The 26,422-nt window shown below is 71.6% G+C and carries 22 protein-coding genes, 1 tRNA gene and 1 pseudogene; 16 read left to right on the top strand and 8 right to left on the bottom strand.

The window, feature by feature from the left end; all coding sequences use genetic code 11:
- Positions 1-142 precede the first annotated feature (142 nt).
- Complete coding sequence (locus ACIF80_RS29715; RefSeq protein ID WP_399810255.1) at positions 143-484, bottom strand: hypothetical protein; 342 nt, start codon at positions 482-484, stop codon at positions 143-145.
- A 186-nt stretch (positions 485-670) separates the two neighbouring features.
- Between ACIF80_RS29715 and ACIF80_RS29710 the strand changes: the two genes are divergently transcribed.
- The 5 genes from ACIF80_RS29710 (at position 671) to ACIF80_RS29690 (ending at position 7,636) form a co-directional block, all read left to right on the top strand.
- Positions 671-1,717 carry an ABC transporter substrate-binding protein gene (locus ACIF80_RS29710; RefSeq protein ID WP_399810253.1) on the top strand — a complete coding sequence of 349 codons (1,047 nt, stop codon included), beginning with the start codon at positions 671-673 and terminating at the stop codon, positions 1,715-1,717.
- An 832-nt stretch (positions 1,718-2,549) separates the two neighbouring features.
- Positions 2,550-3,992, top strand: a complete 1,443-nt coding sequence (gene desA, locus ACIF80_RS29705) for a lysine decarboxylase DesA (protein ID WP_399810251.1) — start codon at positions 2,550-2,552, stop codon at positions 3,990-3,992.
- The gene (locus ACIF80_RS29700; protein ID WP_399810249.1) at positions 3,976-5,268 is read left to right on the top strand and encodes a lysine N(6)-hydroxylase/L-ornithine N(5)-oxygenase family protein; all 1,293 of its coding nucleotides are present in this window, start codon (positions 3,976-3,978) and stop codon (positions 5,266-5,268) included. Before desA ends, ACIF80_RS29700 begins: the two co-directional genes overlap by 17 nt.
- Positions 5,265-5,831, top strand: coding sequence for a GNAT family N-acetyltransferase (locus ACIF80_RS29695; protein ID WP_399810248.1), 567 nt, complete (start codon positions 5,265-5,267; stop codon positions 5,829-5,831). The genes ACIF80_RS29700 and ACIF80_RS29695 overlap by 4 nt, the downstream gene beginning before the upstream one ends.
- A complete protein-coding gene (locus ACIF80_RS29690; RefSeq protein ID WP_399810246.1) occupies positions 5,828-7,636 on the top strand; it encodes an IucA/IucC family protein in 1,809 nt (602 codons plus the stop codon). The genes ACIF80_RS29695 and ACIF80_RS29690 overlap by 4 nt, the downstream gene beginning before the upstream one ends.
- Positions 7,637-7,742: 106 nt before the next feature.
- Here ACIF80_RS29690 and ACIF80_RS29685 read toward each other — a convergent pair.
- Positions 7,743-7,928: pseudogene (locus ACIF80_RS29685) on the bottom strand (beta-N-acetylhexosaminidase); the annotation flags it as partial.
- A 170-nt stretch (positions 7,929-8,098) separates the two neighbouring features.
- On the opposite strand from ACIF80_RS29685, the gene ACIF80_RS29680 reads away from it, so the two are divergent.
- From ACIF80_RS29680 to glmS, 3 genes are all read left to right on the top strand, one after another.
- Positions 8,099-8,995, top strand: coding sequence for a DUF4429 domain-containing protein (locus ACIF80_RS29680; RefSeq protein ID WP_399810244.1), 897 nt, complete (start codon positions 8,099-8,101; stop codon positions 8,993-8,995).
- A gap of 145 nt (positions 8,996-9,140) precedes the next feature.
- Complete coding sequence (locus ACIF80_RS29675) at positions 9,141-9,398, top strand: hypothetical protein (protein WP_399810243.1); 258 nt, start codon at positions 9,141-9,143, stop codon at positions 9,396-9,398.
- A gap of 13 nt (positions 9,399-9,411) precedes the next feature.
- Positions 9,412-11,229, top strand: a complete 1,818-nt coding sequence (glmS, locus tag ACIF80_RS29670; protein ID WP_399810242.1) for a glutamine--fructose-6-phosphate transaminase (isomerizing) — start codon at positions 9,412-9,414, stop codon at positions 11,227-11,229.
- Between the two features lie 138 nt (positions 11,230-11,367).
- Here the strand turns inward: glmS and ACIF80_RS29665 are convergent, their stop codons facing one another.
- Positions 11,368-11,910, bottom strand: a complete 543-nt coding sequence (locus ACIF80_RS29665) for a universal stress protein (RefSeq protein WP_399810241.1) — start codon at positions 11,908-11,910, stop codon at positions 11,368-11,370.
- 900 nt (positions 11,911-12,810) lie between these two features.
- Here ACIF80_RS29665 and ACIF80_RS29660 point away from each other — a divergent pair.
- The 3 genes from ACIF80_RS29660 (at position 12,811) to ACIF80_RS29650 (ending at position 15,170) form a co-directional block, all read left to right on the top strand.
- Positions 12,811-14,112 carry a helix-turn-helix domain-containing protein gene (locus ACIF80_RS29660; RefSeq protein WP_399810239.1) on the top strand — a complete coding sequence of 434 codons (1,302 nt, stop codon included), beginning with the start codon at positions 12,811-12,813 and terminating at the stop codon, positions 14,110-14,112.
- A 240-nt stretch (positions 14,113-14,352) separates the two neighbouring features.
- Positions 14,353-14,955, top strand: coding sequence for an oligoribonuclease (gene orn, locus ACIF80_RS29655; RefSeq protein WP_399810237.1), 603 nt, complete (start codon positions 14,353-14,355; stop codon positions 14,953-14,955).
- A 142-nt stretch (positions 14,956-15,097) separates the two neighbouring features.
- Positions 15,098-15,170, top strand: a tRNA-His gene (locus tag ACIF80_RS29650).
- A gap of 124 nt (positions 15,171-15,294) precedes the next feature.
- Here the strand turns inward: ACIF80_RS29650 and ACIF80_RS29645 are convergent.
- Positions 15,295-16,350, bottom strand: a complete 1,056-nt coding sequence (locus tag ACIF80_RS29645; protein WP_399810235.1) for a LacI family DNA-binding transcriptional regulator — start codon at positions 16,348-16,350, stop codon at positions 15,295-15,297.
- A gap of 342 nt (positions 16,351-16,692) precedes the next feature.
- Between ACIF80_RS29645 and ACIF80_RS29640 the strand changes: the two genes are divergently transcribed.
- From ACIF80_RS29640 to ACIF80_RS29625, 4 genes are all read left to right on the top strand, one after another.
- Positions 16,693-18,051 (top strand): extracellular solute-binding protein, encoded by a 1,359-nt coding sequence (locus tag ACIF80_RS29640; protein ID WP_399810234.1) that lies wholly within the window; start codon positions 16,693-16,695, stop codon positions 18,049-18,051.
- Between the two features lie 5 nt (positions 18,052-18,056).
- Positions 18,057-19,070, top strand: coding sequence for a carbohydrate ABC transporter permease (locus tag ACIF80_RS29635; RefSeq protein ID WP_399810270.1), 1,014 nt, complete (start codon positions 18,057-18,059; stop codon positions 19,068-19,070).
- 12 nt (positions 19,071-19,082) lie between these two features.
- Positions 19,083-19,988, top strand: a complete 906-nt coding sequence (locus tag ACIF80_RS29630; protein WP_055593747.1) for a carbohydrate ABC transporter permease — start codon at positions 19,083-19,085, stop codon at positions 19,986-19,988.
- A 172-nt stretch (positions 19,989-20,160) separates the two neighbouring features.
- On the top strand, positions 20,161-21,600 hold the full coding sequence (locus ACIF80_RS29625) for a GH1 family beta-glucosidase (RefSeq protein WP_399810232.1): 1,440 nt from the start codon (positions 20,161-20,163) through the stop codon (positions 21,598-21,600).
- A 401-nt stretch (positions 21,601-22,001) separates the two neighbouring features.
- On the opposite strand, the gene ACIF80_RS29620 is transcribed toward ACIF80_RS29625, so the two are convergent.
- Both ACIF80_RS29620 and ACIF80_RS29615 read right to left on the bottom strand, forming a co-directional pair.
- Entirely contained in the window at positions 22,002-23,411 is a 1,410-nt protein-coding gene (locus ACIF80_RS29620) for a sensor histidine kinase (RefSeq protein ID WP_399810231.1), read from the bottom strand.
- Positions 23,408-24,127, bottom strand: coding sequence for a response regulator transcription factor (locus ACIF80_RS29615; protein ID WP_399810228.1), 720 nt, complete (start codon positions 24,125-24,127; stop codon positions 23,408-23,410). The genes ACIF80_RS29620 and ACIF80_RS29615 overlap by 4 nt, the downstream gene beginning before the upstream one ends.
- Before the next feature lie 108 nt (positions 24,128-24,235).
- On the opposite strand from ACIF80_RS29615, the gene ACIF80_RS29610 reads away from it, so the two are divergent.
- Positions 24,236-24,868, top strand: coding sequence for a hypothetical protein (locus ACIF80_RS29610; RefSeq protein WP_399810227.1), 633 nt, complete (start codon positions 24,236-24,238; stop codon positions 24,866-24,868).
- 34 nt (positions 24,869-24,902) lie between these two features.
- Here ACIF80_RS29610 and ACIF80_RS29605 read toward each other — a convergent pair whose 3' ends face one another.
- Together ACIF80_RS29605 and ACIF80_RS29600 are read right to left on the bottom strand one after the other, a co-directional pair.
- Positions 24,903-25,772, bottom strand: coding sequence for a spermidine synthase (locus tag ACIF80_RS29605; protein ID WP_399810225.1), 870 nt, complete (start codon positions 25,770-25,772; stop codon positions 24,903-24,905).
- A 96-nt stretch (positions 25,773-25,868) separates the two neighbouring features.
- The gene (locus ACIF80_RS29600; protein ID WP_399810224.1) at positions 25,869-26,288 is read right to left on the bottom strand and encodes a hypothetical protein; all 420 of its coding nucleotides are present in this window, start codon (positions 26,286-26,288) and stop codon (positions 25,869-25,871) included.
- Between the last annotated feature and the right edge of the window lie 134 nt (positions 26,289-26,422).

Below are 26,422 nucleotides of genomic sequence, written 5' to 3'. Positions count from 1 at the left end.
TGGGGGGGGGGGGGGGGGGGTGCCCGGGGGGGGGGGGGGGGGTTGGCGGGGGGGGGGGGGGGGGGGGGGGGGGGGGGGGGGGGGGGGGGGGGGTCCGGGGGGGGGGGGGGGGGGGGGGGGCCCCCCCCCCCCCCCCGCCGCCTCACCCGTCGAACAGGACGGACAGGACCGCCAGCAGCACCATCGGCACCGGGACGAGTCCCGCGCTCGTCGCCCAGTAGCGCCCCGGCCGGGGGCACGACGCCGGGCGGACCAGCTGGTTCAGCGGGATCCACAGGGCGAGGAAGACCGCCCACACCAAAACCAGGAGCATCACCCAGGGGAGCATGCCGTCGTTGTCCGTGGGCTCCCTGGAGACGAGGCCCAGTCCCGCCAGGGGGTAACTCACCACGAACATCATCGACAGCCACAGCGGCACCACGGCCACGACCCCGAGGACCAGGTTGACGGCCAGCGGAGCGCCCCATCGTCTGAGCTGTCGCATGCCCAATCCCCTTGTCCTTGAGGGGAATCACCCTAGGGAACGGGCGTCGCCGTCGTTCCGGCGGGGAGGAAATCCAAGCCCCCTCTGGACATACCGTGAGGTTAGGCTACCCTAAGCCCTGCCTCGGGTCCGAGGCTCCGCAGGCCCGCATCCCACGGCTCCGTACGCACGAAAGCAGACCCGCCCATGTCGAACGCCAGAACCGCCCGCTTCTCCCGTCGCGGCATCCTCGCCGCCGGTGGCGCCCTCGGACTCGGTGCCGTGCTCGCGGCCTGCGGGGACGGCGACGCCAAGAGCGGCGGCTCGGACTCGTCGGCGGCTGCCGGGAAGTCCGGTCCCTGGTCCTTCAAGGACGACCGCGGCACGACGGTGAAGCTGGACAAGGTGCCCGCGAACATCGTGGCGTTCACCGGTGTCGCCGCCGCGCTCCACGACTACGGCGTCCAGGTCAAGGGCGTCTTCGGTCCGACGAAGACCAAGGACGGCAAGGCCGACGTCCAGGCCGGCGACCTGGACATCAGCAAGGTGACGATCCTGGGCAACGTCTGGGACCAGTTCAACGTCGAGAAGTACGCGACGCTCGCCCCCGAGGTCCTCGTCTCGACCACGTTCGACGACGCGGGCACCCTCTGGTTCGTCCCCGAGACGTCCAAGGAGAAGATCGCCAAGCTCGCCCCGAGCGTCGCCGTCTCCGTCTACGACCGCCAGCTGACCGCGTCGCTGGAGCGCATGTGGGAGCTGGCCGAGTCGCTGGGCGGCGACATGAAGGCCGCCAGGGTCACCGACGCGAAGAAGCGCTTCGAGGAGGCCTCCGAGCGGCTGCGCAAGGCCGCGAAGGCCAACCCCGACATCAAGGTGATGGCCGGCTCCGCGAGCCCGGAGCTGTTCTACGTCTCCGGCACCAACCTCTCGGTCGACCTGGAGTACTACAAGGCCCTCGGGGTGAACTTCGTCGAGCCGACGGAGAAGGCCAAGGAGCCCACCGGCGGCTGGTTCGAGAGCCTGAGCTGGGAGAACGTCGACAAGCACAAGGCCGACGTCATCATCATGGACGACCGCTCCTCGGCCATGCAGCCCGCCGACATCACCGAGGCGACCTGGAAGAAGCTGCCCGCGGTCAAGGCCGGCCAGGTCATCGGGCGTTCCGCCGAGCCGATCCTGTCCTACGACAAGTGCGTCCCGCAGATCGAGGCCCTCGCCGAGGCCATCGAGAAGGCCAAGAAGGTCAGCTGACCCTTCCCGCCCTCCCCCGTCACCGGAGCCGTCCGTGACCACTGCCGTAGCCGCCCCGTTCCGCTCCTCCTCCCTCCAGGCCGCCGGAACGAGGCGGCTCGGCCCGTCCCTGACCCGGGACAGCACGAGCCGGTCGTGCCGGCCGGGCCCGGAGGGGGGTCCCCCCGCTCGGGTGAAGCCGGGCATGGAGGGTCGTGGTGGCAGGGCCGACGTGAACCCCCCGACGACGTGCGCGCGGTGATGCGGTCGTACATCCCGCGGGGCCTGCGCACGGACGCCGAGGGCCGCACCACCGAGGACGGCATCGGCTTCGTGCCGCACGGCGTCGTTCCGGGGGCCGGCGGGGCGGCGGCCGGCCCCTCCTCCCGCCGGGCCCCCGCGCCGCCGCCGGCGACCGGGCGGCCCGTTACCGGCCGCCCCAGGACACGGACCTCGTCCTGCACCGGGCCGACGAAACCGCGCTGCCGGTGACCGTCGCCGCCCTCACCCCACCCCCCGCCTGCCGAGCGGCCGTACGCGTGGCTCCCGGGCGAGTCCGGCCGCGTGAAGCAGCTGCGGTGGCGCTTCGCCGGCGAGTGCGGTCCCGGCCGCCGGCGCGTCGCCTTCGCGGGGTGCCGCCGCAGCGGTCCGGCGGAGGTGCGGCTGCCCGAACAGCGTTGGCAGCAACGCCACTTGGGCTCGTTTCACACCTCGTGAGGGAGTGAGGACGGTCACGGCGGCAACAGGAATGAAACGCAGATGATTAGGTTAGGCTCGCCTAAGTAAAAACGGGCCGCACCGCGGCGCGCCCGCTCCCTCCCCGCACCGGACCGTCCCCACCGGAGGCCCCCACATGCGCTCGCACCTGCTCAACGACACCACCGCGGAGCACTATCGCCGCTCCGTGACCGAAGGAGTCGAGCGGGTGGCAGCCAAACTCGCCACCACAGAACGTCCGTTCACCGGCGTCACGGTCGATGCCCTCGCCCCCGTCATCGAGCGGATCGATCTCGACCGGCCGCTGCACGACACCACCGCGGTGCTGGACGAACTGGAGGACGTCTACCTCCGGGACGCGGTCTACTTCCACCACCCCCGCTACCTCGCCCATCTCAACTGCCCGGTCGTCATCCCGGCCCTGCTCGGCGAGGCCGTGCTCTCCGCCGTCAACTCCTCCCTGGACACCTGGGACCAGTCGGCCGGCGGCACCCTCATCGAGCGCAAACTGATCGACTGGACCGCCGCCCGGATCGGTCTCGGCGGCGCCGCCGACGGGGTGTTCACCTCCGGCGGGACCCAGTCCAACCTCCAGGCGCTGCTGCTGGCCCGCGAGGAGGCGAAGACCCGCGATCTCGCGGGCCTGCGCATCTTCACCTCCGAGGTCAGCCACTTCAGCGTGCAGAAGTCCGCGAAACTGCTCGGCCTCGGACCGGACGCCGTGGTGTCGATCCCCGTCGACCACGACCAGCGGATGCAGACCGTGGCCCTCGCCCGCGAACTGGCGCGCTGCGCCGAGGACGGCCGGGTCCCCATGGCCGTCGTCGCCACCGCCGGCAGCACCGACTTCGGCTCCATCGACCCGCTGCCCGAGATCGCCGAACTGTGCGCGCAGTACGGCGTCTGGATGCACGTGGACGCCGCCTACGGCTGCGGGCTCCTCGCCTCGCTGAAGCACCGGGACCGCATCAACGGCATCGAGCACGCGGACTCGGTCACCGTCGACTACCACAAGTCCTTCTTCCAGCCGGTGAGTTCGTCCGCCGTACTGGTCCGGGACGCGGCCACGCTGCGGCACGCCACCTACTACGCGGAGTACCTCAACCCGCGCCGCATGGTGACCGAGCGCATCCCCAACCAGGTGGACAAGTCCCTGCAGACCACCCGCCGTTTCGACGCGCTGAAACTGTGGATGACGCTGCGCGTGATGGGTGCCGACGGCATCGGCCGGCTCTTCGACGAGGTCTGCGACCTGGCCCGGGACGGCTGGCAGCTGCTCGCCGCCGACCCGCGCTTCGACGTGGTCGTCGAGCCGTCGCTGTCCACGCTCGTCTTCCGGTACATCCCGGCCGCGGTCACCGACCCCGCGAGCATCGACCGCGCCAACCTCTACGCCCGCAAGGCCCTGTTCGCCTCCGGTGACGCGGTCGTCGCGGGCACGAAGGTCGCGGGGCGCCACTACCTGAAGTTCACCCTGCTGAACCCCGAAACCACGACGGCCGACATCACCGCCGTCCTCGACCTGATCGCCGGCCACGCCGAGCAGTACCTGGGAGAGTCCCTTGAGCGCGCATCCTGAAGCCCCGGACACCACCTACGACTTCGTCGGTATCGGGCTGGGCCCCTTCAACCTCGGCCTCGCCTGCCTCACCGAGCCCATCGGTGAACTCAGCGGCGTCTTCCTGGAGTCCAAGCCGGACTTCGAGTGGCACGCCGGGATGTTCCTCGACGGCGCCCACCTCCAGACGCCGTTCATGTCGGACCTGGTCACCCTCGCCGACCCGACGTCCCCGTACTCCTTCCTCAACTACCTGAAGGAGAAGGGCCGGCTGTACCCGTTCTACATCCGCGAGAACTTCTACCCGCTGCGCGTCGAGTACGACGACTACTGCCGCTGGGCCGCCGCGCGGCTGAGCAGCATCCGCTTCTCCACCACCGTCACCGAGGTGACGTACGACGAGGCGGAGGAACTGTACGCCGTACGGACGCGGGAGGGCGTCACCTACCGCGCCCGGCGGCTGGTGCTCGGCACCGGGACCGTGCCGTTCGTGCCCGAGGTGTGCCGGGGCCTGGACGGCGGCCTGTTCCACACCTCGCAGTACATGCACCGCAAGGCGGAGCTGCAGGAGAAGGAGTCGGTCACGATCGTCGGCAGCGGGCAGAGCGCCGCCGAGATCTACCACGAACTGCTCTCCGAGATCGACGCCCACGGCTACCAGCTCAACTGGGTCACGCGCTCCCCGCGGTTCTTCCCGCTGGAGTACACCAAGCTGACCCTGGAGATGACGTCCCCGGACTACATCGACTACTTCCGGGCGCTGCCCGAGGAGACCCGCTACCGGCTGGAGAAGGAGCAGAAGGGCCTGTTCAAGGGCATCAACTCGGAGCTGATCGACGCGATCTTCGACCTGCTGTACCAGAAGAACGTCAGCAGCGGCGGCCGTCCCGTCCCCACCCGGCTGATCGGCAACTCCACGCTGACCGGGGCGCGTCACGAGGGCGGCGCGTACACGCTCGGCTTCCACCAGGACGAGCAGGACAAGGACTACGAGATCCGCACCGAGGGCCTGGTGCTGGCCACCGGCTACCACTACGAGCCGCCGGCCTTCCTCGACCCGGTCCGCGGCCGTATCCGCTTCGACGGCCACGGCCGGTTCGACGTGGCCCGCAACTACTCCATCGACGTGACCGGCCGGGGCGTGTTCCTGCAGAACGCGGGCGTCCACACGCACAGCGTCACCAGCCCCGACCTGGGCATGGGCCCGTACCGCAACAGCTGCATCATCCGCGAGCTGCTCGGCACCGAGTACTACCCCGTCGAGAAGTCCATCGCCTTCCAGGAGTTCACCGTATGAGCACCACCGGCACCGGCCTGCGGACCGCGCTGGGCACCTTCGGTGTCCGCCCGCTCGACCCGCTGAAGGACGCCGAACTGCTGCACTCCTGGGTCACCCATCCCAAGGCGGCCTTCTGGATGATGCAGGACGCGAAACCGGAGGACGTCGAGCGCGAGTACCTGCGGATCGCGGCCGACGAGCACCACCACGCCCTGCTGGGCCTGCACGACGGCGTCCCCGCCTTCCTGATGGAGACGTACGACCCCGTCCACCGCGAGCTGACCGGGCTGTACGAGCCGGAGCCCGGGGACGTCGGCATGCACTTCCTGGTCGCGCCGACCGGCACCCCGCTGCACGGCTTCACCCGGGCCGTGATCACCGCCGTCCTCGCGCACATCTTCGACGACCCGGCGGCCCTGCGGGTCGTCGTCGAACCGGACGTGTCCAACAAGGCGGTCCAGGCCCTGAACGAGGCCGTGGGCTTCGTTCCCGTACGCGAGATCGACAAACCGGAGAAGAAGGCGTTGCTGAGCTTCTGCACCCGTGAACAGTTCGCCGCGGCCACGGGGGTGACCATATGAGCCTCACCGACAGGGGCCCCGCCGGCGCGGGCCTCGCCGCCGCCGTGGACCACCTGACCCCCGAGCACTGGGAGAGGGCCAACCGTCTGCTGCTCCGCAAGGCGCTCGCCGAGTTCGCCCACGAGCGGCTGATCACGCCGGAGCCCGCCCCGCACCAGGCGGACGGGTACGTCGTGCGCAGCGACGACGGGCTGACCGAGTACCGCTTCACCGCCGTCCGCCGCGCCCTGGACCACTGGCAGGTCGCCGCCGAATCCGTCACCCGGCACCGCGGCGGCAGCGAACTCCCGCTCGCCGCGCTGGACTTCTTCATCGAGCTGCAGAAGTCGCTGGGGCTGAGCGACGAGGTCCTGCCGGTGTACCTGGAGGAGATCTCCTCCACCCTCTCCGGCACCTGCTACAAGCTGGCCAAACCCGCCGTCACCTCGGCCGAGCTGGTGGACGCCGGTTTCCAGGCCGTCGAGACCGGCATGACCGAGGGCCACCCCTGCTTCGTCGCCAACAACGGGCGCCTCGGCTTCGGCATCCACGAGTACCGGGCCTACGCGCCGGAGACGGCGAACCCGGTGCGGCTGGTGTGGCTGGCCGCGCACCGCTCCCGGGCCGCGTTCACCGCCGGCGTCGGCATCGAGTACGAGTCGTTCCTGCGGCAGGAACTGGGCGGGGACACCGTCGAGCGCTTCCACCGGACCCTCACCGAACAGGGACTCGACCCGGCCGACTACCTGTTCGTCCCCGTCCACCCCTGGCAGTGGTGGAACAAGCTCGCCGTCACCTTCGCCGCCGAGGTCGCCCGCCGTCACCTGGTGTGCCTGGGCGAGGGCGACGACGAGTACCTGGCCCAGCAGTCCATCCGTACCTTCTTCAACCGGTCCGACCCGCGGAAGCACTATGTGAAGACGGCCCTGTCCGTCCTCAACATGGGCTTCATGCGCGGGCTCTCGGCCGCGTACATGGAGGCCACCCCGGCGATCAACGACTGGCTGGCCCAGCTGATCGAGAACGACCCGGTGCTGCGGTCGACCGGGCTGACGGTCATCCGGGAACGGGCCGCGGTCGGCTACCGGCACCTGGAGTACGAGAAGGCCACCGACCGCTACTCGCCGTACCGCAAGATGCTGGCCGCGCTGTGGCGGGAGAGTCCGGTGGCGTCGCTGCGGGAGGGCGAGTCCCTCGTCACGATGGCCTCGCTGCTCCATGTGGACCACGAGGGGACGTCCTTCGCGGGCGCGCTGATCGAGCGGTCCGGCCTGACACCGGTGGGGTGGCTGCGGCACTACCTGCGCGCCTACTACACGCCGCTGCTGCACAGTTTCTACGCCTATGACCTGGTGTACATGCCGCACGGCGAGAACGTGATCCTCGTCCTGGAGGACGGGGTGGTGCGGCGCGCGGTCTACAAGGACATCGCCGAGGAGATCGCGGTGATGGACCCGGACGCGGTGCTGCCGCCGGAGGTCTCCCGCATCCGCGTGGAGGTGCCGGAGGACAAGAAACTGCTGTCCATCCTCACGGACGTCTTCGACTGCTTCTTCCGCTTCCTGGCCGCCGACCTCGCCACCGGGGGCGTCCTCACCGAGGACGACTTCTGGCGGACGGTCGCGGAGATCACCCGCGAGTACCAGGCGTCGGTGCCCGAACTCGGCGACAAGTTCGCCCAGTACGACATGTTCGCCCCCGAGTTCGCGCTGTCCTGCCTCAACCGGCTCCAGCTGCGCGACAACCGGCAGATGGTCGACCTCACGGACCCGTCCGGCGCGCTCCAGCTGGTCGGCACCCTGGAGAACCCCCTCGCCGGGTTCTGACCCCCGCACGGACGGGCACCCCGCAGTACGGTCCTGCGGGGTGCCCGTCGCTCATCCGGTCAGCGGCTCATCCGCCTGCGGGCCAGGGCACCTGCGGGGACCGGTGGTAGTCGCCGGCCTCGCGCGCCGCGCGGGAGTCACCGACCCGGATCCGGGTGCGTTCGGTGATGCGGTACGGGGATCCGCCCGGTTCCACCGAGGCGGGGGCCGGGATCACCCGGTCGAGCGGGACCGGCGACGCCCCGCCCCGGTCGCCCGGGGCCGCGCCCAGGGTGGTGGCCCCGGCCGCCATGACCAGCAGCAGGGACCCGAGCAGCCGGGTCGTACGGGGAGTCGTTCCGTGGTGCCGTCGTTGCCGTCTCACACGCGCTCCCCTCTCGTCAGCTCTCAACTCCACGGCTCCGCAAGGGAACCGACAAGGTACAGACCACTCTCCCGCAGATCCGGTGAAACAATCACCCCATGGCGGAAATCATCCAGAAGGACGGAACCTGGGTCTTCGACGGCGGCACCCTGCGGCTGACACCCGGCCGGGACAAGAACGTCGGGCTGCTCCGCCGGACCCTGGGCGAACTGACCGTGCCCCTGCAGGCGTTGGCGGGCATCTCCTTCGAGCAGGGCCGCAAGGCGGGGCGGCTCAGGCTGCGGCTGCGCGAGGGCGCCGACCCGCTGCTCCAGGCGACCGGCGGCCGGCTCACCGAGCCGCACGACCCGTACCAGCTGATCGTGGAGTCCGACCGGTACGGCGTCGCCGAGTACTTCACGGACGAGGTGCGCAACGCCCTGCTGCTGGACCAGGTGCCCTCCGACCCGGTCCCCGGGTATCTGCTGCCCGGCCCGTCCGTGCCGCTGTCGGTCGCCGCCGGGGACGGGTCGGCGAGTTTCGACGGGGAGCAGGTCCGCCTGGAGTGGAACTGGAAGACGGAGGACGCCAAGTCCGCCGCCGGCGCCCGCGTCCTCGCGCTGGCCGAGATCACCGCCGTCGACTGGCAGCCGGCGGCCGGGCTGGAGAACGGCCATCTGCGTTTCGTCGTGCGCCACGCGCCCGCCAAGACCCCGGCGAAGTACGACCCCAACTCGGTGGAGCTGTGGGGCTTTAAGAAGGACCCCCTGATGGCGCTCGTCGCCGCCGCCGTCCAGGCCCGTCTGCCCCATCCCTCCACCTCGGCCCCGGCCCTCTCCGGGAACGACCACCCGGCCCTGCCGGGGGCCCCGGGCGCGGGCACCGCCCCCGCCCGCGAGGACGACCACGACGCGCTGCTGCGCCGGCTGCGCGAGCTGGGCGAACTGCACCGCGCCGGGGTCCTGACGGACGAGGAGTTCACTCGGGCCAAGCAGGCGGTCCTGAAACGCATGTAGGCCGACCGGGCACCCCACCGCACACTCGACCGCATACCCGGCCGCACACCCGCCCGGCGGCCTTCACGCCCCCGCACCCTCGCAACCCTGCCCGAAATCGGGCAGGATTCTTGCGTGAACCCCTCCCTTACCCCAGGATCGTCGAGTGCACGACGAACTTGTTGATCACCTGACGCGGTCCTCGCCCCTCAGCCGGGGCGAGGCGCTGCGTGTGGTCCAGGACGTGCTCGCCTACTTCGACGAGACGACCGAGGACTTCGTCCGTCGCCGCCACCGCGAACTCCAGGCCCAGGGCCTGGTGAACGCGACGATCTTCGAACGGATCGAGGCGGACCTCAGATACCGCGCCGTGGCCCCGCCCGAGCTCTCGCTCCGGCAGCTGCGGCGCATCGTCTACGGCTAGGAAAACATCACACATGTGCGGAATCGTCGGATACATCGGCAGGCGTGAGGTCGCCCCTCTGCTGCTCGAGGGCCTGCAGCGCCTGGAGTACCGGGGCTACGACTCGGCGGGCATCGCCGTCACGTCGCCGAAGGCGGCCGGTCTGCGGACGGTCAAGGCCAAGGGCCGGGTGCGCGACCTGGAGGCGAAGGTCCCGGCGCGCTTCAAGGGCACCACGGGCATCGCCCACACCCGCTGGGCCACCCACGGCGCCCCGTCCGACGTGAACGCGCACCCGCACCTGGACGCCGAGGGCAAGGTCGCGGTCGTCCACAACGGCATCATCGACAACGCCGGTGAGCTGCGCCGCAAGCTGGAGGCGGAAGGCGTCGCGTTCCTCTCCGAGACGGACACCGAGGTCCTCACCCACCTGATCGCCCGCTCGCAGGCCGAGAAGCTGGAGGACAAGGTCCGCGAGACGGTGCGGATCATCGAGGGCACCTACGGCATCGCCGTGCTGCACGCCGACTTCCCGGACCGCATCGTGGTGGCCCGCAACGGCTCGCCCGTGGTGCTCGGCATCGGCGAGAAGGAGATGTTCGTCGCCTCGGACATAGCCGCCCTGGTCACCCACACCCGCCAGATCGTCACCCTCGACGACGGCGAGATGGCCACCCTCAAGGCCGACGACTTCCGTACGTACACCACCGAGGGCACCCGCACGACGGCCGAGCCGACCACCGTGGAGTGGGAGGCGGCCTCGTACGACATGGGCGGCCACGACACGTACATGCACAAGGAGATCCACGAGCAGGCCGAGGCCGTGGACCGGGTGCTGCGGGGCCGGATCGACGACCGGTTCTCCACCGTGCGCCTCGGCGGCCTGAACCTGGACGCGCGGGAGGCCCGCCAGATCCGCCGGGTGAAGATCCTCGGCTGCGGCACCTCGTACCACGCGGGCATGATCGGCGCCCAGATGATCGAGGAGCTGGCCCGCATCCCCGCCGACGCCGAGCCGGCCTCCGAGTTCCGTTACCGCAACGCGGTCGTCGACCCCGACACGCTGTACGTCGCGGTGTCCCAGTCCGGTGAGACGTACGACGTGCTGGCGGCGGTGCAGGAGCTGAAGCGCAAGGGCGCCCGGGTGCTGGGCGTGGTGAACGTCGTCGGTTCGGCGATCGCCCGCGAGGCCGACGGCGGCATGTACGTGCACGCCGGGCCCGAGGTGTGCGTGGTGTCCACCAAGTGCTTCACCAACACCACGGTCGCCTTCGCCCTCCTCGCCCTGCACCTGGGCCGCACCCGCGACCTGTCCGTGAGCGACGGCAAGCGGATCATCGAGGGGCTGCGCAGGCTTCCGGGACAGATCACCGAGATCCTGGAGCAGGAGGAGGAGATCAGGAAGCTGGCGCTGGAGTACGCCGAGGCCCGCTCGATGCTCTTCATCGGCCGCGTCCGGGGTTACCCGGTGGCCCGCGAGGCGTCGCTGAAGCTGAAGGAGGTCTCCTACATCCACGCGGAGGCCTACCCGGCGTCCGAGCTCAAGCACGGCCCGCTGGCCCTGATCGAGCCCGCGCTGCCCACGGTCGCGATCGTCCCCGACGACGACCTGCTGGAGAAGAACCGCGCGGCGCTGGAGGAGATCAAGGCCCGCAGCGGCCCGATCATGGCCGTCGCCCACCGGGAGCAGGAGAAGGCCGACCACACCATCGTCGTCCCGAAGAACGAGAACGAGCTGGACCCCATCCTCATGGGCATTCCGCTCCAGCTCCTCGCCTACCACACGGCGTTGGCCCTGGGCCGGGACATCGACAAGCCCCGCAACCTCGCCAAGTCGGTCACCGTCGAGTAGGCGGCACTCGCCCCCGAAGGCATCCGGGCACCCGCGTGGGCGGGGCGGACACCCAGTCCGCCCCGCCCACGCGCGGTGCATGCCGTCCCCGGCCGGCCGCCGCCCGGCTGCCGAGCGGTCGGCCATCCGGCCGACGCGTCAGGGAATGACCACGACCGGGCGCTGGGCCCGCTTGGCGAGCCGGCCCGCGACGGAGCCGAAGAGCCGGCCGACGAGGCCGTGGGTGGAGCCGACGACGATCGCGTCGGCCTCGTACTCCCGGCCGACCTCCTCGAGTTCGTGGCAGATGTCGCCGCCGCGCTCGACCAGGATCCAGGGCACCTCGGTGAGGTAGTCCGCGCAGGCCAGTTCGAGGCCGAGGACCTCGGTGCGATGGTCCGGGACGTCGACGAAGACCGGGGGCTCGCAGCCCGCCCACACCGTGGTCGGGAGCCGGTTGGCGACGTGGACGATGATCAGCGCGGAGCCGAAGCGCCGGGCCATGCCGATCGCGTACGCGAGGGCGCGCTCACTGGAGGTGGAGCCGTCGAAGCCGACGACGACGCCGTGCCGGAACGCCGGATCGCACGGCTGGCGCGACTGAGCCGCGCCCAGGGGCTCGGCCCCCGCCGGCTCGGCGGTCGTGGGGTCGGCGAGGGGTCGCTTGCGGTCCGCGGGTTCGAAGAATTCGTGACCGGCCATGGCTGTCTCGGCGTTGTGATCCTTGTTATGAGGGACGACAGGCTGCGTCGGAGCTGTGTCCGGGAATCATCTTCCCAACCCCATACCCTCAAGGGTACGGCGGCACGCCTCCTTCGCGCAGATCCCGTCCACGCTGGCCGACGGGTATCCCGGAGCATGCCCGAGGGGACACCCCTCACGCAATGGTCGCTGCGTTGTACAGGCGGTTTGCACGGGGCGGGCCCAGCCGCGAGAGTGGGGCGTGCCGGGGGTGCCGGCTCCGCAGGCGCGGTGACCGACGCCCCGCCCGCGCGTTGAACCTCCTGTGCGCCGCACCGCACGAAGCACTTACCGCGCCCGGTCCGGGAGGGGGCCCGACCGGATCCCGACCGGATCCCGACCGGACCCGGAGCGGACGCGGAGCGGAGTCGGAGCGGGCCCGCCGCGCCGACCGCCCCGCCCTCACCTCCCGGCCGGGAACGGACCTCGTGACGGACTTGCCGGACCGGTCCGCGACCCGGCGGAGAGACACCGGTCGCCTGACCGGTTTCCGCGCACGCGGCCGCATGTTTTCAGCCAACTTCCGTAACCTGTGCATCGACTGGTGCGACCACCCCCCAACCCCCGTTCGACCTGCACGGAAAGGCTCCGGGGGACCCCGCGCACCCTACGGGGATTGGCCACCGCGACAAGGCGCACTTCCCTGTACGCCCCACGAGTGCAACCCTTCGTGATCGAATGCTTCACGCCAAGTTGCCAAGTCGACAATCCGCCGGGGGCCGAACTGGCCACCCGGGCACGACGGGACGCAGTAGATTCGATCTTGACTGTCTTACGGCGGGGGACTCGTGCAGGACCGAGGGGAAACGTGCAGGTGCGACACAACCGAGGAGCCGCGACCACCGAGGGGGGCTTAGCAGTATGAGCCACGACTCCACTGCCGCGCCGGACATCGCGGCCCGGAAACTCACCGGGCGACGCCGCAAGGAGATCGTCGCGGTGCTGCTGTTCAGCGGCGGCCCCATCTTCGAGAGTTCCATACCGTTGTCGGTGTTCGGCATCGACCGCCAGGACGCCGGCGTACCGCGCTACCGCCTGCTGGTGAGTGCAGGTGAAGAAGGCCCGCTGCGGACCACGGGGGGTCTCGAACTCACCGCGCCGCACGGCCTGGAGGCGATCGCGCGGGCGGGCACCGTTGTCGTGCCCGCCTGGCGTTCGATCACCTCGCCACCACCGGACGAGGCGCTCGAGGCGCTGCGCCGGGCCCATGAGGAGGGCGCCCGCATCGTCGGGCTGTGCACCGGCGCCTTCGTGCTCGCGGCGGCCGGCCTGCTGGACGGCCGTCCGGCGACGACCCACTGGATGTACGCGCCGACGCTGGCGAAACGCTATCCGTCGGTGCACGTCGACCCGCGGGAACTCTTCGTGGACGACGGCGACGTGCTGACCTCCGCCGGTACGGCGGCCGGAATCGATCTGTGCCTGCACATCGTGCGCACGGATCACGGCAACGAGGCGGCGGGGGCACTCGCCCGGCGGCTCGTCGTCCCGCCGCGCCGGACGGGTGGTCAGGAACGTTATCTGGACCGGTCTTTACCCGAAGAGATCGGCGCCGACCCGCTCGCCGAGGTCGTCGCCTGGGCGCTGGAGCACCTCCACGAACAGTTCGACGTGGAGACGCTGGCGGCACGCGCGTACATGAGCCGTCGTACGTTCGACCGCCGCTTCCGCTCGCTGACCGGCAGCGCGCCGCTGCAGTGGCTGATCACGCAGCGGGTGCTGCAGGCACAGCGCCTGCTGGAGACGTCGGACTACTCGGTGGACGAGGTCGCGGGCCGCTGCGGCTTCCGCTCACCGGTCGCGCTGCGGGGCCACTTCCGGCGCCAGCTGGGTTCGTCCCCGGCCGCCTACCGGGCCGCGTACCGCGCACGGCGCCCCCAGGCGGAGCGGCACCAGGGCTCCGACGGCCTCCTGGCCGGCCCGGGAGGCGTCCCGTCCGGGCCGGCGCACCAGCACGGGCACCCGGGCCACCCCGGTCAGGCGCCCGCCGCGCTGCATCCGGACGGCCCGGTACCGCACCAGTCCCGGCGCACGGCGGCCGCGAGCGCCCTGGGCGGTCCGTCGCTGGCGGCGTCGGCGTCCTCGGCCGACCCGGGCCGCGAGGCCCGCGAGGCCTACCTCCAGGCCCGGGCGAGCGTGCCGGGCCAGCGCAGCGCGCCGTGAGGCGGAGCTGAGGCGAGTGTGAGGGGCGGGCGGGCCCGAACAGGGCCCGCGGCAGGCGACAGTCGGCGCCACGGGCCGGAGGCGGAAGTCTCCGGCCCGTACTGCTGCCCGCCCCGCCCTGCCCGCGCGGCCCCTGCCGTCGCTCCGGGCGTTCCCTGCAGCCCGCCCTCTCCCCGTCTGCGCCACACGCCCGGTCCCCGCCTGGTCCCCTACGCTCCTACGCGCCGTAAGGTTAGACATATGAACGATCGCATGGTGTGGATCGACTGCGAGATGACCGGCCTCTCGCTGTCCGACGACGCGCTCATCGAGGTGGCCGCCCTCGTCACCGACTCCGAGCTGAACGTGCTCGGCGACGGTGTCGACATCGTCATCCGCCCGCCGGACGGGGCACTGGAGACGATGCCGGAGGTGGTGCGTCAGATGCACACCGCGTCCGGACTGCTCGACGAGCTGGCGGACGGCACCACGCTCGAGGACGCCGAGCAGCGCGTCCTCGCGTATGTGAAGGAGCACGTCAAGGAGCCCGGCAAGGCCCCCCTGTGCGGCAACTCCGTCGGCACGGACCGCGGATTCCTGCTGCGGGACATGCCGACGCTCGAGGACTACCTGCACTACCGCATCGTCGACGTGTCCAGCGTCAAGGAGCTGTCGCGCCGCTGGTACCCGAGGGCGTACTTCAACAGCCCCGAGAAGAACGGCAACCACCGGGCGCTGGCCGACATCCGCGAATCCATCGCGGAGCTGCGCTACTACCGCGAGGCCGTCTTCGTACCGCAGCCGGGCCCCGACTCGGACACCGCGAAGAAGATCGCCGCGAAGTACGTCCTGCCTGCACAGTAGGCACGCGGCGGGCGCTCGGCGAGCGGCATTCGGGGGCCGTACGGGGGGCGCCGCGAAACCCTGGCGCGAGCACCCCTTCGGACCCTGTACACTTTTTCTCGGCCGGTCGGGAAAGACCCAGTCTCCTCCGATGGCCGCCATGGTGGGTGTAGCTCAGCTGGTAGAGCACCTGGTTGTGGTCCAGGATGCCGCGGGTTCAAGTCCCGTCACTCACCCTGTGAGGAAAGAGGCCCCCTAGGGGGCCTCTTTCGCGTTGCGGGCCGGCCGCTCACCCGGCCGGCGGCCCACCCCGCCGCCGGCGCCGCGTACGTCACGGCACCGGTCCGAAGCGGCCGGGCACTACGACGAAGCGCGCCCCACCAGCTCCGTGGCCAGCACCACCTGGCGCCGGTCCAGTTCCCTGGAGGCGGACGGGCGGCGGTCGGCGACCTCGGCGAGGAGGAGGTCGATCATCCTGCGGCCCATCTCCTCGATGGGCTGGCGCACGCTGGTCAGCGGCGGGTCCATGTGGCGGGCGATGGCGGAGTCGTCGTAGCCGACCAGGGCCACGTCGTCGGGGATGCGGCGGCCCGCCTCCCGCAGCGCGTGCCGGGCACCGGCGGCGGTCACGTCGGAGGCGGCGAAGACCGCGTCCAGGTCCGGGCGGCGCTCCAGCAGCGCCGCCATCGCGCGCCGGCCGCCCTCCTCGGAGAAGTCGCCGGTCTCGATCAGCAGGTCGTCCGCGGGGTGGCCCGCGTCGCGCAGGGCGTCGCGGTAGCCGTCGACGCGCCGCTGCGCGCCGTACACGTCGAGACGGCCGGTGATGTGGGCGATGCGGCGCCGGCCCCGGCCGAGGAGGTGCTCGACGGCATGCCGGGCCCCGCCGTAGTTGTCGGAGTCGACCGAGGTCAGCGTCTCCGCGGCCGACCGGGGACCGCTGATCACCGCCGGGATCTCCAGCCGGGCGAGCATGTCGGGCAGCGGGTCGTCGGCGTGCACGGAGACCAGCAGCACACCGTCCACCCGGTGCGCGGCCAGGTAGTCGGCGAGGCGCTGCCGCTCCCGGTCGCTGCCCGCGAAGATCAGCAGCAGTTGCATCTCGGTGTCGGAGAGCGCCGCCCCCACCCCGCGCAGCATGTCCGAGAAGTACGGTTCGGCGAAGAACCGGGTCTCCGGCTCGGGCACGACCAGCGCGATCGCGTCGGTGCGGTTGGCGGCCAGCGCGCGGGCGGCCGTGTTCGGGACGTAACCGAGCTCCGCGACGGCGGCCTCCACGGCGGCGCGGGTGGCGTCGCTCACCCGGGGTGAACCGTTGATCACCCGGGAGACCGTGCCCCTGCCGACACCGGCGCGCGCCGCCACCTCTTCGAGGGTGGGGCGGCCGCCCCCGCGGCCCCGCGCTCCGTGGCTTGCCATGTACGCCCCACTTTCCGTCGCATGTCACGCTGGCCTGGAATCTAACAGCCCTGCACACGGCGGCGGCCTCCGGCAGGAGTACCGTCCGGGCCGGCACATCCATCGGCAACGTCCGGGTGTCCAGTTAACAGCCCGATAACTGAACGCAGTTCTCCTCGTCCGCTCCCTTGACACCCCCGCCAGGACCCGCGACCCTTCAACACATCACTTGTGGGAGCGCTCCCACAGTACCTGACACATACACAACCCGCACGTTCCCCGCCCGAGCCGCAGCACGCAACAAACGGGCCCAACAACGCCGTTGGCCGGGGGGTCGGCACGTCAGGGCAACAGGAGGACGCAATGCGAGCACGTACCCTCCCCCTCTCTCGGCAGCGCACGAACGGGGGGAAGCTCTTCACCCGCAAGGCACTGGCCGTCGCGGCCGTGGTGTCACTGGGCACGGGGCTGCTGGCCGGCTGTGCCGACGACGGTGGAGACGGTGACTCCGACTCCTCGTCGGACGGCAAGGGGAAGACGACGGTCACGCTGGGCCTGTTCGGCACCTTCGGCTTCAAGGAGGCCGGTCTCTACGCCGAGTACGAGAAGCTGAACCCGGACATCAAGATCGCCGAGAACGTCGTCGAGCGCAACGAGAACTACTACCCGGCGCTGCTCAACCACCTCACCACCAACAGCGGCCTGCAGGACGTCCAGGCCGTCGAGGTCGGCAACATCGCCGAGATCGTGGAGACCCAGGCCGGCAAGCTCGAGGACCTCTCCAAGGCCGAGGGTGTGAACAAGAGCGACTGGCTCGACTGGAAGTGGGAGCAGGCCACCACCAAGGACGGCCAGACCGTCGGCCTCGGCACCGACATCGGCCCGATGGCGATCTGCTACCGCAAGGACCTGTTCGAGAAGGCGGGCCTGCCCACCGACCGCGAAGAGGTCGGCAAGCTGTGGGCCGGCGACTGGGCCAAGCTGATCGAGGTCGGTGAGGACTACCAGAAGAAGGCGCCCAAGGGCACCACCTTCATGGACTCCCCCGGCGGTCTGATGAGCGCCATTCTCAGCAGTGAGAAGGAGCGGTTCTACGACTCCTCCGGCGAGGTCATCTACAAGACCAACCCCGCCGTCAAGAAGGCCTTCGACATGACCGCGAAGGCCGCCGAGAACGGTCTGGTCGGTGCCCAGACGCAGTTCCAGCCCGCGTGGGACCAGACGATCGCCAACAACAAGTTCGCCGCGATGTCCTGCCCGCCCTGGATGCTCGGCTACATCAAGGGCAAGTCCCAGCCGGACGCCGCGGGCAAGTGGGACGTGGCCCTGCCCCCCAAGGCCGGCAACTGGGGCGGCTCCTTCCTGAGCGTGCCCAAGAGCGCCAAGAACGTCGACGAGGCCAAGAAGCTCGTCGCCTGGCTGACCGCGCCCGAGCAGCAGGCGAAGCTGTTCAAGGTGCAGGGCAGCTTCCCGAGCGCCCAGACCGCCTTCGACAGTCCCGAAGTGACCGGCGCGGTGAACGACATGACCGGCGACGCCCCGATCGGTGAGGTCTTCGCCGAGGCCGCCCGGCAGATCCCGGTCCAGGTCATCGGCCCGAAGGACCAGATCATCTCGCAGGGCCTGGGGGACAACGGCGTCATTCTGGTGACCAAGGGCAAGTCGCCGAAGGAAGCCTGGGAGACGGCCGTCAAGACCATCGACAACAACCTGGACAAGTGACCCGAATGTCCACCCGCCACGACACCGCCGCGTCCCCCGTCAAGGGGGGCGCGGCCCCGGGCCGCCCGGCCGGGAGCACCACGCCCGAGGGCAAGGAGGAGCGGCGGCGGCAGAAGCTGTCCCGCCGCTGGCAGCGGGACATGCGGTGGAGCCCGTACGCCTTCGTCTCCCCGTTCTTCCTGCTGTTCCTCGCCTTCGGCCTGTTCCCGCTGGTCTACACCGGCTGGGCCTCGCTGCACCAGGTGGAGCTGACCGCCCCGACCGACATGAGCTGGGTGGGGCTGCGCAACTACACCCGGATCTTCGACGACGACTTCTTCTGGAACGCGGCGCAGAACACCCTGACCATCGGCATCATCTCGACCGTCCCGCAGCTGCTGATGGCGATGGGCATCGCCCACATCCTCAACTACAAACTGCGCGCCTCGACCTTCTACCGGGTCGCGATGCTCGCCCCGTACGCCACCTCGATCGCCGCCGCCTCCCTGGTGTTCGTGCTGCTCTTCGGGCGTGACTACGGGATGATCAACTGGGCGCTGGACTTCGTCGGGATCGACCCGGTCGCCTGGCAGGACGACAAGTGGCCCGGGCAGTTCGCCGTCTCGACGATCATCATCTGGCGCTGGACCGGTTACAACGCGCTGATCTACCTGGCCGCGATGCAGGCGATCCCGCAGGACCTGTACGAGTCGGCGGCGCTGGACGGCGCCAGCCGCTGGCAGCAGTTCCTGCACGTGACGCTGCCGTCGCTGCGCCCGACGATCCTGTTCACGGTGGTCGTCTCCACGATCGGCGCCAGCCAGGTCTTCGGCGAGCCGCTGCTGTTCGACCCCAACAAGGGCGCCTCCGGCGGTGCGGAGCACCAGTTCCAGACGCTCGGCCTGTACCTGTACGAACAGGGCTGGATCAACCAGCACCTGGGCCGCGCCTCGGCGATCGCCTGGATGATGTTCCTGATCCTGATCGTCATCGGCATCATCAACTACGTCATCTCGCGCCGGCTGCGCGCCAGCAGTTAAGGAGTTGTGGCCGTGACGACGACTGTGACGCCCCCCGAGACCACCCCCGCCAAGGAGCAGAAGCGCTCCCGTCTGCCGAAGTCCGCGCGGGCCGGCGGCACCCTGCACGGCGGCCCCGTCGCGTACGCGATCCTGATCGTGTTCACGATCGTCTCGCTGTTCCCGCTGGTGTGGACCGCGATCGCCGCCTCCCGGGACACCCAGCGCCTGGCGCAGACCCCGCCGCCCTTCTGGTTCGGCTCGAACCTGTTCAAGAACCTGGAGTCGGCCTGGACCGATGCCAACCTCGGTGAGGCCTTCCTCAACACCACGATCGTGGCAGGCATCTCGGCGCTCACCGTCGTCGTCCTGTCGACGATCGCCGGGTTCGCCTTCGCCAAGCTGCGCTTCAGGGGTCGCGGCGCGCTGATGCTGCTCGTGATCGGCACGATGATGGTGCCGCCGCAGCTCAGCATCATCCCGCTGTACATGATGGTCGCCAAGCTGGACTGGACCGACCAGCTGCAGGCGGTCATCTTCCCGTCGCTGGTGAGCGCGTTCGGCGTGTTCTTCATGCGGCAGTACCTGATCCAGGCACTGCCGGACGAGATCATCGAGGCTGCCAGGGTCGACGGCGCGAGCAGTTGGCGCGTGGTCTGGCACGTGGTGTTCCCGGCGGCGCGGCCGGCGATGGCCGTGCTGGGCATGCTGATCTTCGTGCAGACCTGGAACGACTTCCTGTGGCCGTTCCTCGTCCTGACCCAGTCCGGCAACCCGACCGTGCAGGTCGCGGTCGCGGGCCTCGGCCGCGGCTTCACCCCGGACCAGTCCCTGATCATGGCGGGCGCGCTGCTGGGCACCCTGCCGCTGCTGCTGGTCTTCGCGATCTTCGGCAAGCAGATCGTGGGCGGGATCATGCAGGGCGCGGTCAAGGGCTGACGCGCGCACCCCCTCCACCTTCGCCCCTTTCCAGGGGCCGGGTCACCGACGCCTCGGCCCCTGCTCGCCCCCCTCCCTTCCCCCACTCCTTTTCCTCCTGGTTCCCCTGCTCACTCTTCCCCTGCTCACTCCGACTCGCAGGTCCTCCACGACCGCCTATGGGAGCGCTTCCATGTCTGACTCCGCAACGCCGGTGACCCCGGCGGCCTTCCCCCCCGCCTTCCTCTGGGGCTCCGCGACCTCCGCCTACCAGATCGAGGGCGCCGTGCAGGAGGACGGACGCACCCCGTCCATCTGGGACACCTTCAGCCACACCCCGGGCAGGACCGCCGGCGGCGACACCGGTGACATCGCCAACGACCACTACCACCGCTACCGCGACGACGTGGCGATGATGGCGGACCTGGGCCTGGGCGCCTACCGCTTCTCCGTCTCCTGGCCCCGGGTGCAGCCGACCGGCCGCGGCCCGGCCGTGCAGCGCGGCCTGGACTTCTACCGCAAGCTGGTCGACGAGCTGCTGGAGCACGGCATCAAGCCGGCCGTCACCCTCTACCACTGGGACCTGCCGCAGGAGCTGGAGGACGCGGGCGGCTGGCCGGAGCGCGACACCGCCTACCGTTTCGCCGAGTACGCGCAGATCGTCGGCGAGGCGCTCGGCGACCGGGTGGAGCAGTGGATCACGCTCAACGAGCCGTGGTGCAGCGCCTTCCTGGGCTACGCGTCCGGCGTGCACGCGCCCGGCCGTACCGACCCGGTGGCCTCGCTGCGGGCCGCCCACCACCTGAACCTGGCACACGGGCTGGGCGCCAAGGCGCTGCGGTCGGTGATGCCGGCCCGCAACTCGGTCGCGCTCAGCCTCAACACCTCGGTGGTGCGGCCCCTCTCCCCGAACGACCCGGCGGACCTGGCGGCGGCGCGCAAGATCGACGACCTGTCCGGCGGCATCTTCCACGGCCCGATCCTGCACGGCGCCTACCCGAAGACGCTGCTGGAGGCGACCTCCTCGCTCACCGACTGGTCGTTCGTCCAGGACGGCGACCTGGAGCTGATCCACCAGCCGCTGGACGCGCTGGGACTCAACTACTACACGCCCACCCTGGTGTCGGGGGCGGACCCGGACGCGAAGGGTCCGCGGGCCGACGGCCACGGGGAGAGCGAGCACACGCCGTGGCCCGCCACGGACGACGTCGCCTTCCACCAGTCTCCGGGCGAGCAGACCGAGATGGGCTGGTCCGTCGACCCGACGGGCCTGTACGACCTGATCATGCGCTACACCCGCGAGGCGCCCGGCCTGCCGCTCTACGTCACCGAGAACGGCGCGGCCTACGACGACAAGCCCGGCGCCGACGGCTCGGTGCACGACCCGGAGCGTGTCTCCTACCTGCACGGCCACCTGTCGGCGGTCCGCCGGGCCATCACCGACGGCGCGGACGTGCGCGGCTACTACCTGTGGTCCCTGATGGACAACTTCGAGTGGGCGTACGGCTACGAGAAGCGCTTCGGCGCGGTCTACGTCGACTACACGACCCAGCAGCGGACCCCGAAGTCCAGTGCCCTCTGGTACGGCCGGGCGGCCCGCTCGGGAGCCCTGCCGGAGCCGGACGGCATCTGACCCTCCCGGACACGGGGGAACCGGGAGCGGGGGAACGGGGCGCGGCGTCTCAGGGGGAGCGCCGCGCCCCACGCGGGTGTCCGCGTCCCGTCCGGGGCGTGTCCGGGGCGTGTCCGGGGCCGTCTTCCTGCCGGGCGGTGCCCGGACAGGCACCGGAGCGGACACCCGGGCGGATGCGCGCCCCGGCCGGACGGACACCCGGACGGGTGCGCGCACTGTCCGGACGGGGGAGGCCGGCCGGGGCGCGCACCGGCGTGTTCTCCCGGCCTGCCCCCGGAACGCAGGTTCCGGGGGCAGGCCGGGAGACCGGGACGGAAGACCGGGCCCGGAACGCCGGGCCCAAAACCTCAAGCCCCGAACGCCGGGCCGAAACCTCAAGCCCCGAACGCCGGGCCGAAACCTCAGGCCCGGAACGTCGGCACCAGGCGTCCCGGGCGACGGCGGCGTACGGTCCCGCGGTGGCCGCGGCCCCGGCCGCGGGGTGCGCCCTCGCGTCCGTCCAGCTGGATCCAGATCCGTACCTCGGTTCCGCCGAGCACCGACGAGCCGATGCGGACGTCCCCTCCGGTGGTCTCCGCGAGGCGGCGCACTATGTCCAGGCCGAGCCCGGTGGAGCCGTCGTGGCCGGAGCCCCGGCCGCGGGCCATCGCCGCCTCGGGGTCGGGTATGCCGGGTCCCGCGTCGGAGACGAGCACGATCACCGCGTCCTCGCCGTTGTGCACGTCGACCGCGAAGGCGGTGCCCTCGGGGGTGTGCCGGAACACGTTGCCGAGCAGGGCGTCGAGGGCGGCGGCCAGATCGGCGCGGGCCACGGGGATGCGTACGGGGGTGTCCGCGCCGGCCACCCGCCACTTGCGGCCCTCGTCCTCGGCGAGCGCCGACCAGAACACCATCCGCTCCCGGACCACTTCGGCCGCGTCGCAGCCGGCGCCGGGACCGGCGGCGGCCGTCTGCGGTTTGGCGTCCCGCGCGGTGCGGATGATGGTGTCGACCTCGCGCTCCAGTTGTTCCACCGCCGCGCGGGTCTGTTCGGCGGCCGGTCCGTCGCCGAGCGAGGCGGCGTTCAGCCGCAGCACGGTCAGCGGGGTGCGCAGCCGGTGGGAGAGGTCGGCGGCCAGTTCCCGCTCGTTGGCGAGGAGCTGGACGACCTGGTCGGCCATGGAGTTGAACGCCACGGCCGCCAGCCGCAGTTCGGTCGGCCCCTTCTCGGGCACCCGCGCGCCCAGCTTGCCCTCCCCCAGTTCGTGCGCGCCCTCGACCAGCCGCTGCGCGGGCCGCACCATCCGTACGCCCAGCCGGTCGGCGACCGCGACCGAGCCGAGGACGAGGGCGGCGCCGACCGCCGCGAGCACCGCCCAGGCCGTGCCCACCCCGTTGGTGACCTCGGACTCGGGGACGTACACCTCGACCACGGCGATCTCGCCGCTGCTGAGCGCGACCGGCTGGAGCAGCGCGGAGCCGCCGGACACCTGGGAGGTGGAGACGCGCCCCAGGTTCCGTACCGCCTCGACGTCCTCCGCGGTGGCGCGCCGGTGTCCGATGTCGAAGGGCTTCTCGCCGTCCGCCGCGGGGAGGTGCACGGCCATCCCCGCGTCGGACCCGCCGGAGCCGGCGGAGGCGACGACGCGTTCGAGCTGGTCGCGGTCGGTGGTGATGGACAGCGCGGGGGCGACCGCGGCGGCTTCCCGCTCGGCGTTGGAGAAGGCACGGTCGCGGGCCATCTCGCGGATGACCAGGCCCAGCGGCACCGCGAAGGCGACCACGACCATCGCGGTCACCGCCACGGACACCTTCACCAGGGCCCACCTCATCGCGGCTGCTCCGCTCCGGGGGCCTGGGCGGCGGGCGGCTCCAGTTTCACGCCGACGCCCCGCAGGGTGTGCAGATAGCGCGGCCGGGCGGCCGTCTCCCCCAGTTTCCGGCGCAGCCAGGACAGGTGGACGTCGATGGTCTGGTCGTCGCCGTACGACTGCTGCCACACCTCGGCGAGGAGTTCCCTGCGGGCGACGACGACTCCGGGCCGCCCGGCGAGGAAGGCGAGGAGGTCGAACTCGCGCCGGGTCAGGTCGAGCCGTACGCCGTCGAGTTCGGCCTGGCGGCGCAACGGGTCGACGGTCAGCCCGCCGACCCGGATCACCGGGGACGGCGCGGCCTCCCCCGCGAGGGAACGGGCCCGGCGCAGGACGGCCGCCATGCGGGCCGACAGGTGTTCCGCCGAGAAGGGCTTGGTCAGGTAGTCGTCCGCGCCCGCGTTCAACAGCCGTACGATCTCCGCCTCGTCGTCCCGCGCGGTGGCGATGATCACCGGCACGTCGGTGATGCCGCGCAGCATCTTCAGCGCCTCGGAGCCGTCGAGGTCGGGCAGCCCGAGGTCCAGGACGACGACGTCGAAACGGAAATGGGCGACCTCGCGCAGCGCCTCCAGCGCCGTCCCCACACTGCGCACGGTGTGCGTGGCGTCGGTCAGTTGCCGGATGAGCGCCGAGCGCACGAACGGGTCGTCCTCGACCACGAGAACACTTGCCATGGGCGGCACCGTACGCCATGCCGGGCGGGCCGGCGGCGGCCTGTGGACAACTCCGGATCCCGGAGGAGGCGCGACACCCGTGGGACGGGTGAGGCAGTATGACCGGCGATGCGCAGAGGACTCGTACACCTGTTGGCCTGGCTGCTCGCCACGGGCGCGGCGGTCACGCTGTCGTGGTGGGGTGTGCACACCGTGATGGCGGGCACCGCCTACGACCCTCCGCGTGCGCTGCCCGTCACGGCCGGGGACGCGGCGACGCAGGAGTCGAAGCCGGTCTCGTCCTCGACCCGGCGCCCGTCCGACGGGGAGCCGTCGAAGGACGCCGAGGACGGCAGGGACGGCGGGGGCTCGAAGGACAAGGGCACCGGCAAGGACGCGGAGGGCGCCGGGGATTCGGACGCGAAGGCCTCCGCGTCGTCGCGGCGGCCGGCTCGGGAGCCCGGCGGGACGTCCGCTGCGCCCGAGCCGAAGCCGGCCGATCCCGCGCCGGCCGGCGGCGACCCGGCCCCGGCCACCTCCGGCGAGGTCAAGGCCTACGACACCGCCGGCGGCCGGGCGGTCTTCGACCTCGGCGAGACGTCCGCGTCCTTGGTGTCGGCGACGCCCGGGGCGGGCTGGTCGATGCAGGTGTGGAAGACGGAGTCGTGGATCCGGGTGGAGTTCACGTCGGGCGCGGAGCGGGTGTCGGTCTTCTGCACCTGGCACGACGGTCCGCCGCGCGTGGAGATCGGCACCTACTGAGGGGGTCGGCCCGAGAGGGCTCGGCCCGAGGGGCTCAGCGGAACACCGATGCCGGTGGCGCCGGTGAGGCGACCGCCGCCAGGTCGGTGACCGGGGCGGCTCCGCCGGTGAAGTCCCTGAGTTCCGGGCCGTGCTGGACGCGGCCGGGGTGCGGGTCGGAGGCGGCGCGGCGGGTCAGTTCGGCGATCGGGAGGGGCGCGTCGGAGGCGACCAGCACGGCATTGCCGAAGCGCTTGCCGCGCAGGACCGCCGGGTCGGCGATCAGTGCGAGTTCGGCGAACCGGGCGGCGGCGGTGGCGATCTGGCCGCGCAGATGGGCCAGCGGCGGTCCGTCGGCGAGGTTGGCGGCGTAGACCCCGCCGGGTGCGAGGGCCCTGCGGACGTCGTCCAGGAATTCGGTCGAGGTCAGGTGGGCGGGGGTGCGGGCGCCGCTGAACACGTCGGCGACGACGAGGCCGGCCCATCCGTCCGGTATCTTCGCGAGCCCTTCCCTGGCGTCCACCGAGCGCACCCTGATCCGTGACCTGGGGTCCACCGGCAGCTCCCGGCGGACCAGTTGCACCAGCTTCGCGTCCCGCTCGACGACCTGCTGGGTGGACCGGGGCCGGGTGGCGGCGACGTACCGGGCGAGAGTGAACGCGCCGCCGCCGAGATGCACGGCCTGCAGGGGCCGGCCGGCCGGTGCGACGGTGTCGACGACGTGTCCGAGCCGCCGCTGGTACTCGAACGAGAGGTACGCCGGGTCGTCCAGGTCGACGTGCGACTGCGGAGCGTCGTCGATCAGCAGCGTCCACGCCCTCGGCCGCTCCCGGTCGGGGACGAGCCGGGCGAGCCCTCCGTCGACGTTCTCGACGACGGTGTCGGCGGCGGCCTGCCCGCGCCCGGAGTTCCTGGTCCTGCCCATGGGGCCATTGTCACCCGACGCCCGCCCGCTCCCCGGCCGCCCCCTCCTCGGCCCTCCTCACCGGCCGCCCTCCTCACCGGCCTCCCGCGGCTGCCCTCACCGGCAGCCGTCCGCCACGTCGAGCAGGCGCTGTGCCTGGCCCAGTGCCTCCCGCAGGGCCGCGGGGTCGGTGGCGAGGTCGGTGTCCTCGGGCGGCAGCAGCCAGTCCGGGCCCTCCCCCGGCGGCCCGGGGGCGGGCGCCCCGGAGGCGGGGGCCAGGGGCAGTCCGCGGCCGTCGGTCCGCCTGCAGGTGCTGCCCGGCACGTCCCACCCCGCGGCCGTCCCCGGCGGCACCAGGAACCCGAGCGTGCACCCGCCGTCCTCGTGCAGGACGGGACCCACCGCGTCGCCCGCCTCACCGCGCCGGAGGATGTCGACCGCCTCCAGCCCCTGGCGGGCCGGCACCGTCACCACGTCGCACCCGTCCGGCAGCCCGCCGCGCGGCGTTCGGGGATCACTGTTTCGGCTGTCCGTCATCCCGGCCTCCACCTTCCGGCCTTCGCATCTCCGGCCTCCACCACACACGCTCCTGCGGCCCCGTCCGGACGGGCGGGGCCGGAGACCGGGGCCGGGAGCCGAGTGCGCTCCCGGTTCGTCCCCCGGTCCACCGG

This window comes from Streptomyces sp. NPDC085927 (genome assembly GCF_044540975.1).
Taxonomy (GTDB): domain Bacteria; phylum Actinomycetota; class Actinomycetes; order Streptomycetales; family Streptomycetaceae; genus Streptomyces; species Streptomyces hirsutus.
This window is presented reverse-complemented; position numbering and strand designations above follow the sequence as displayed.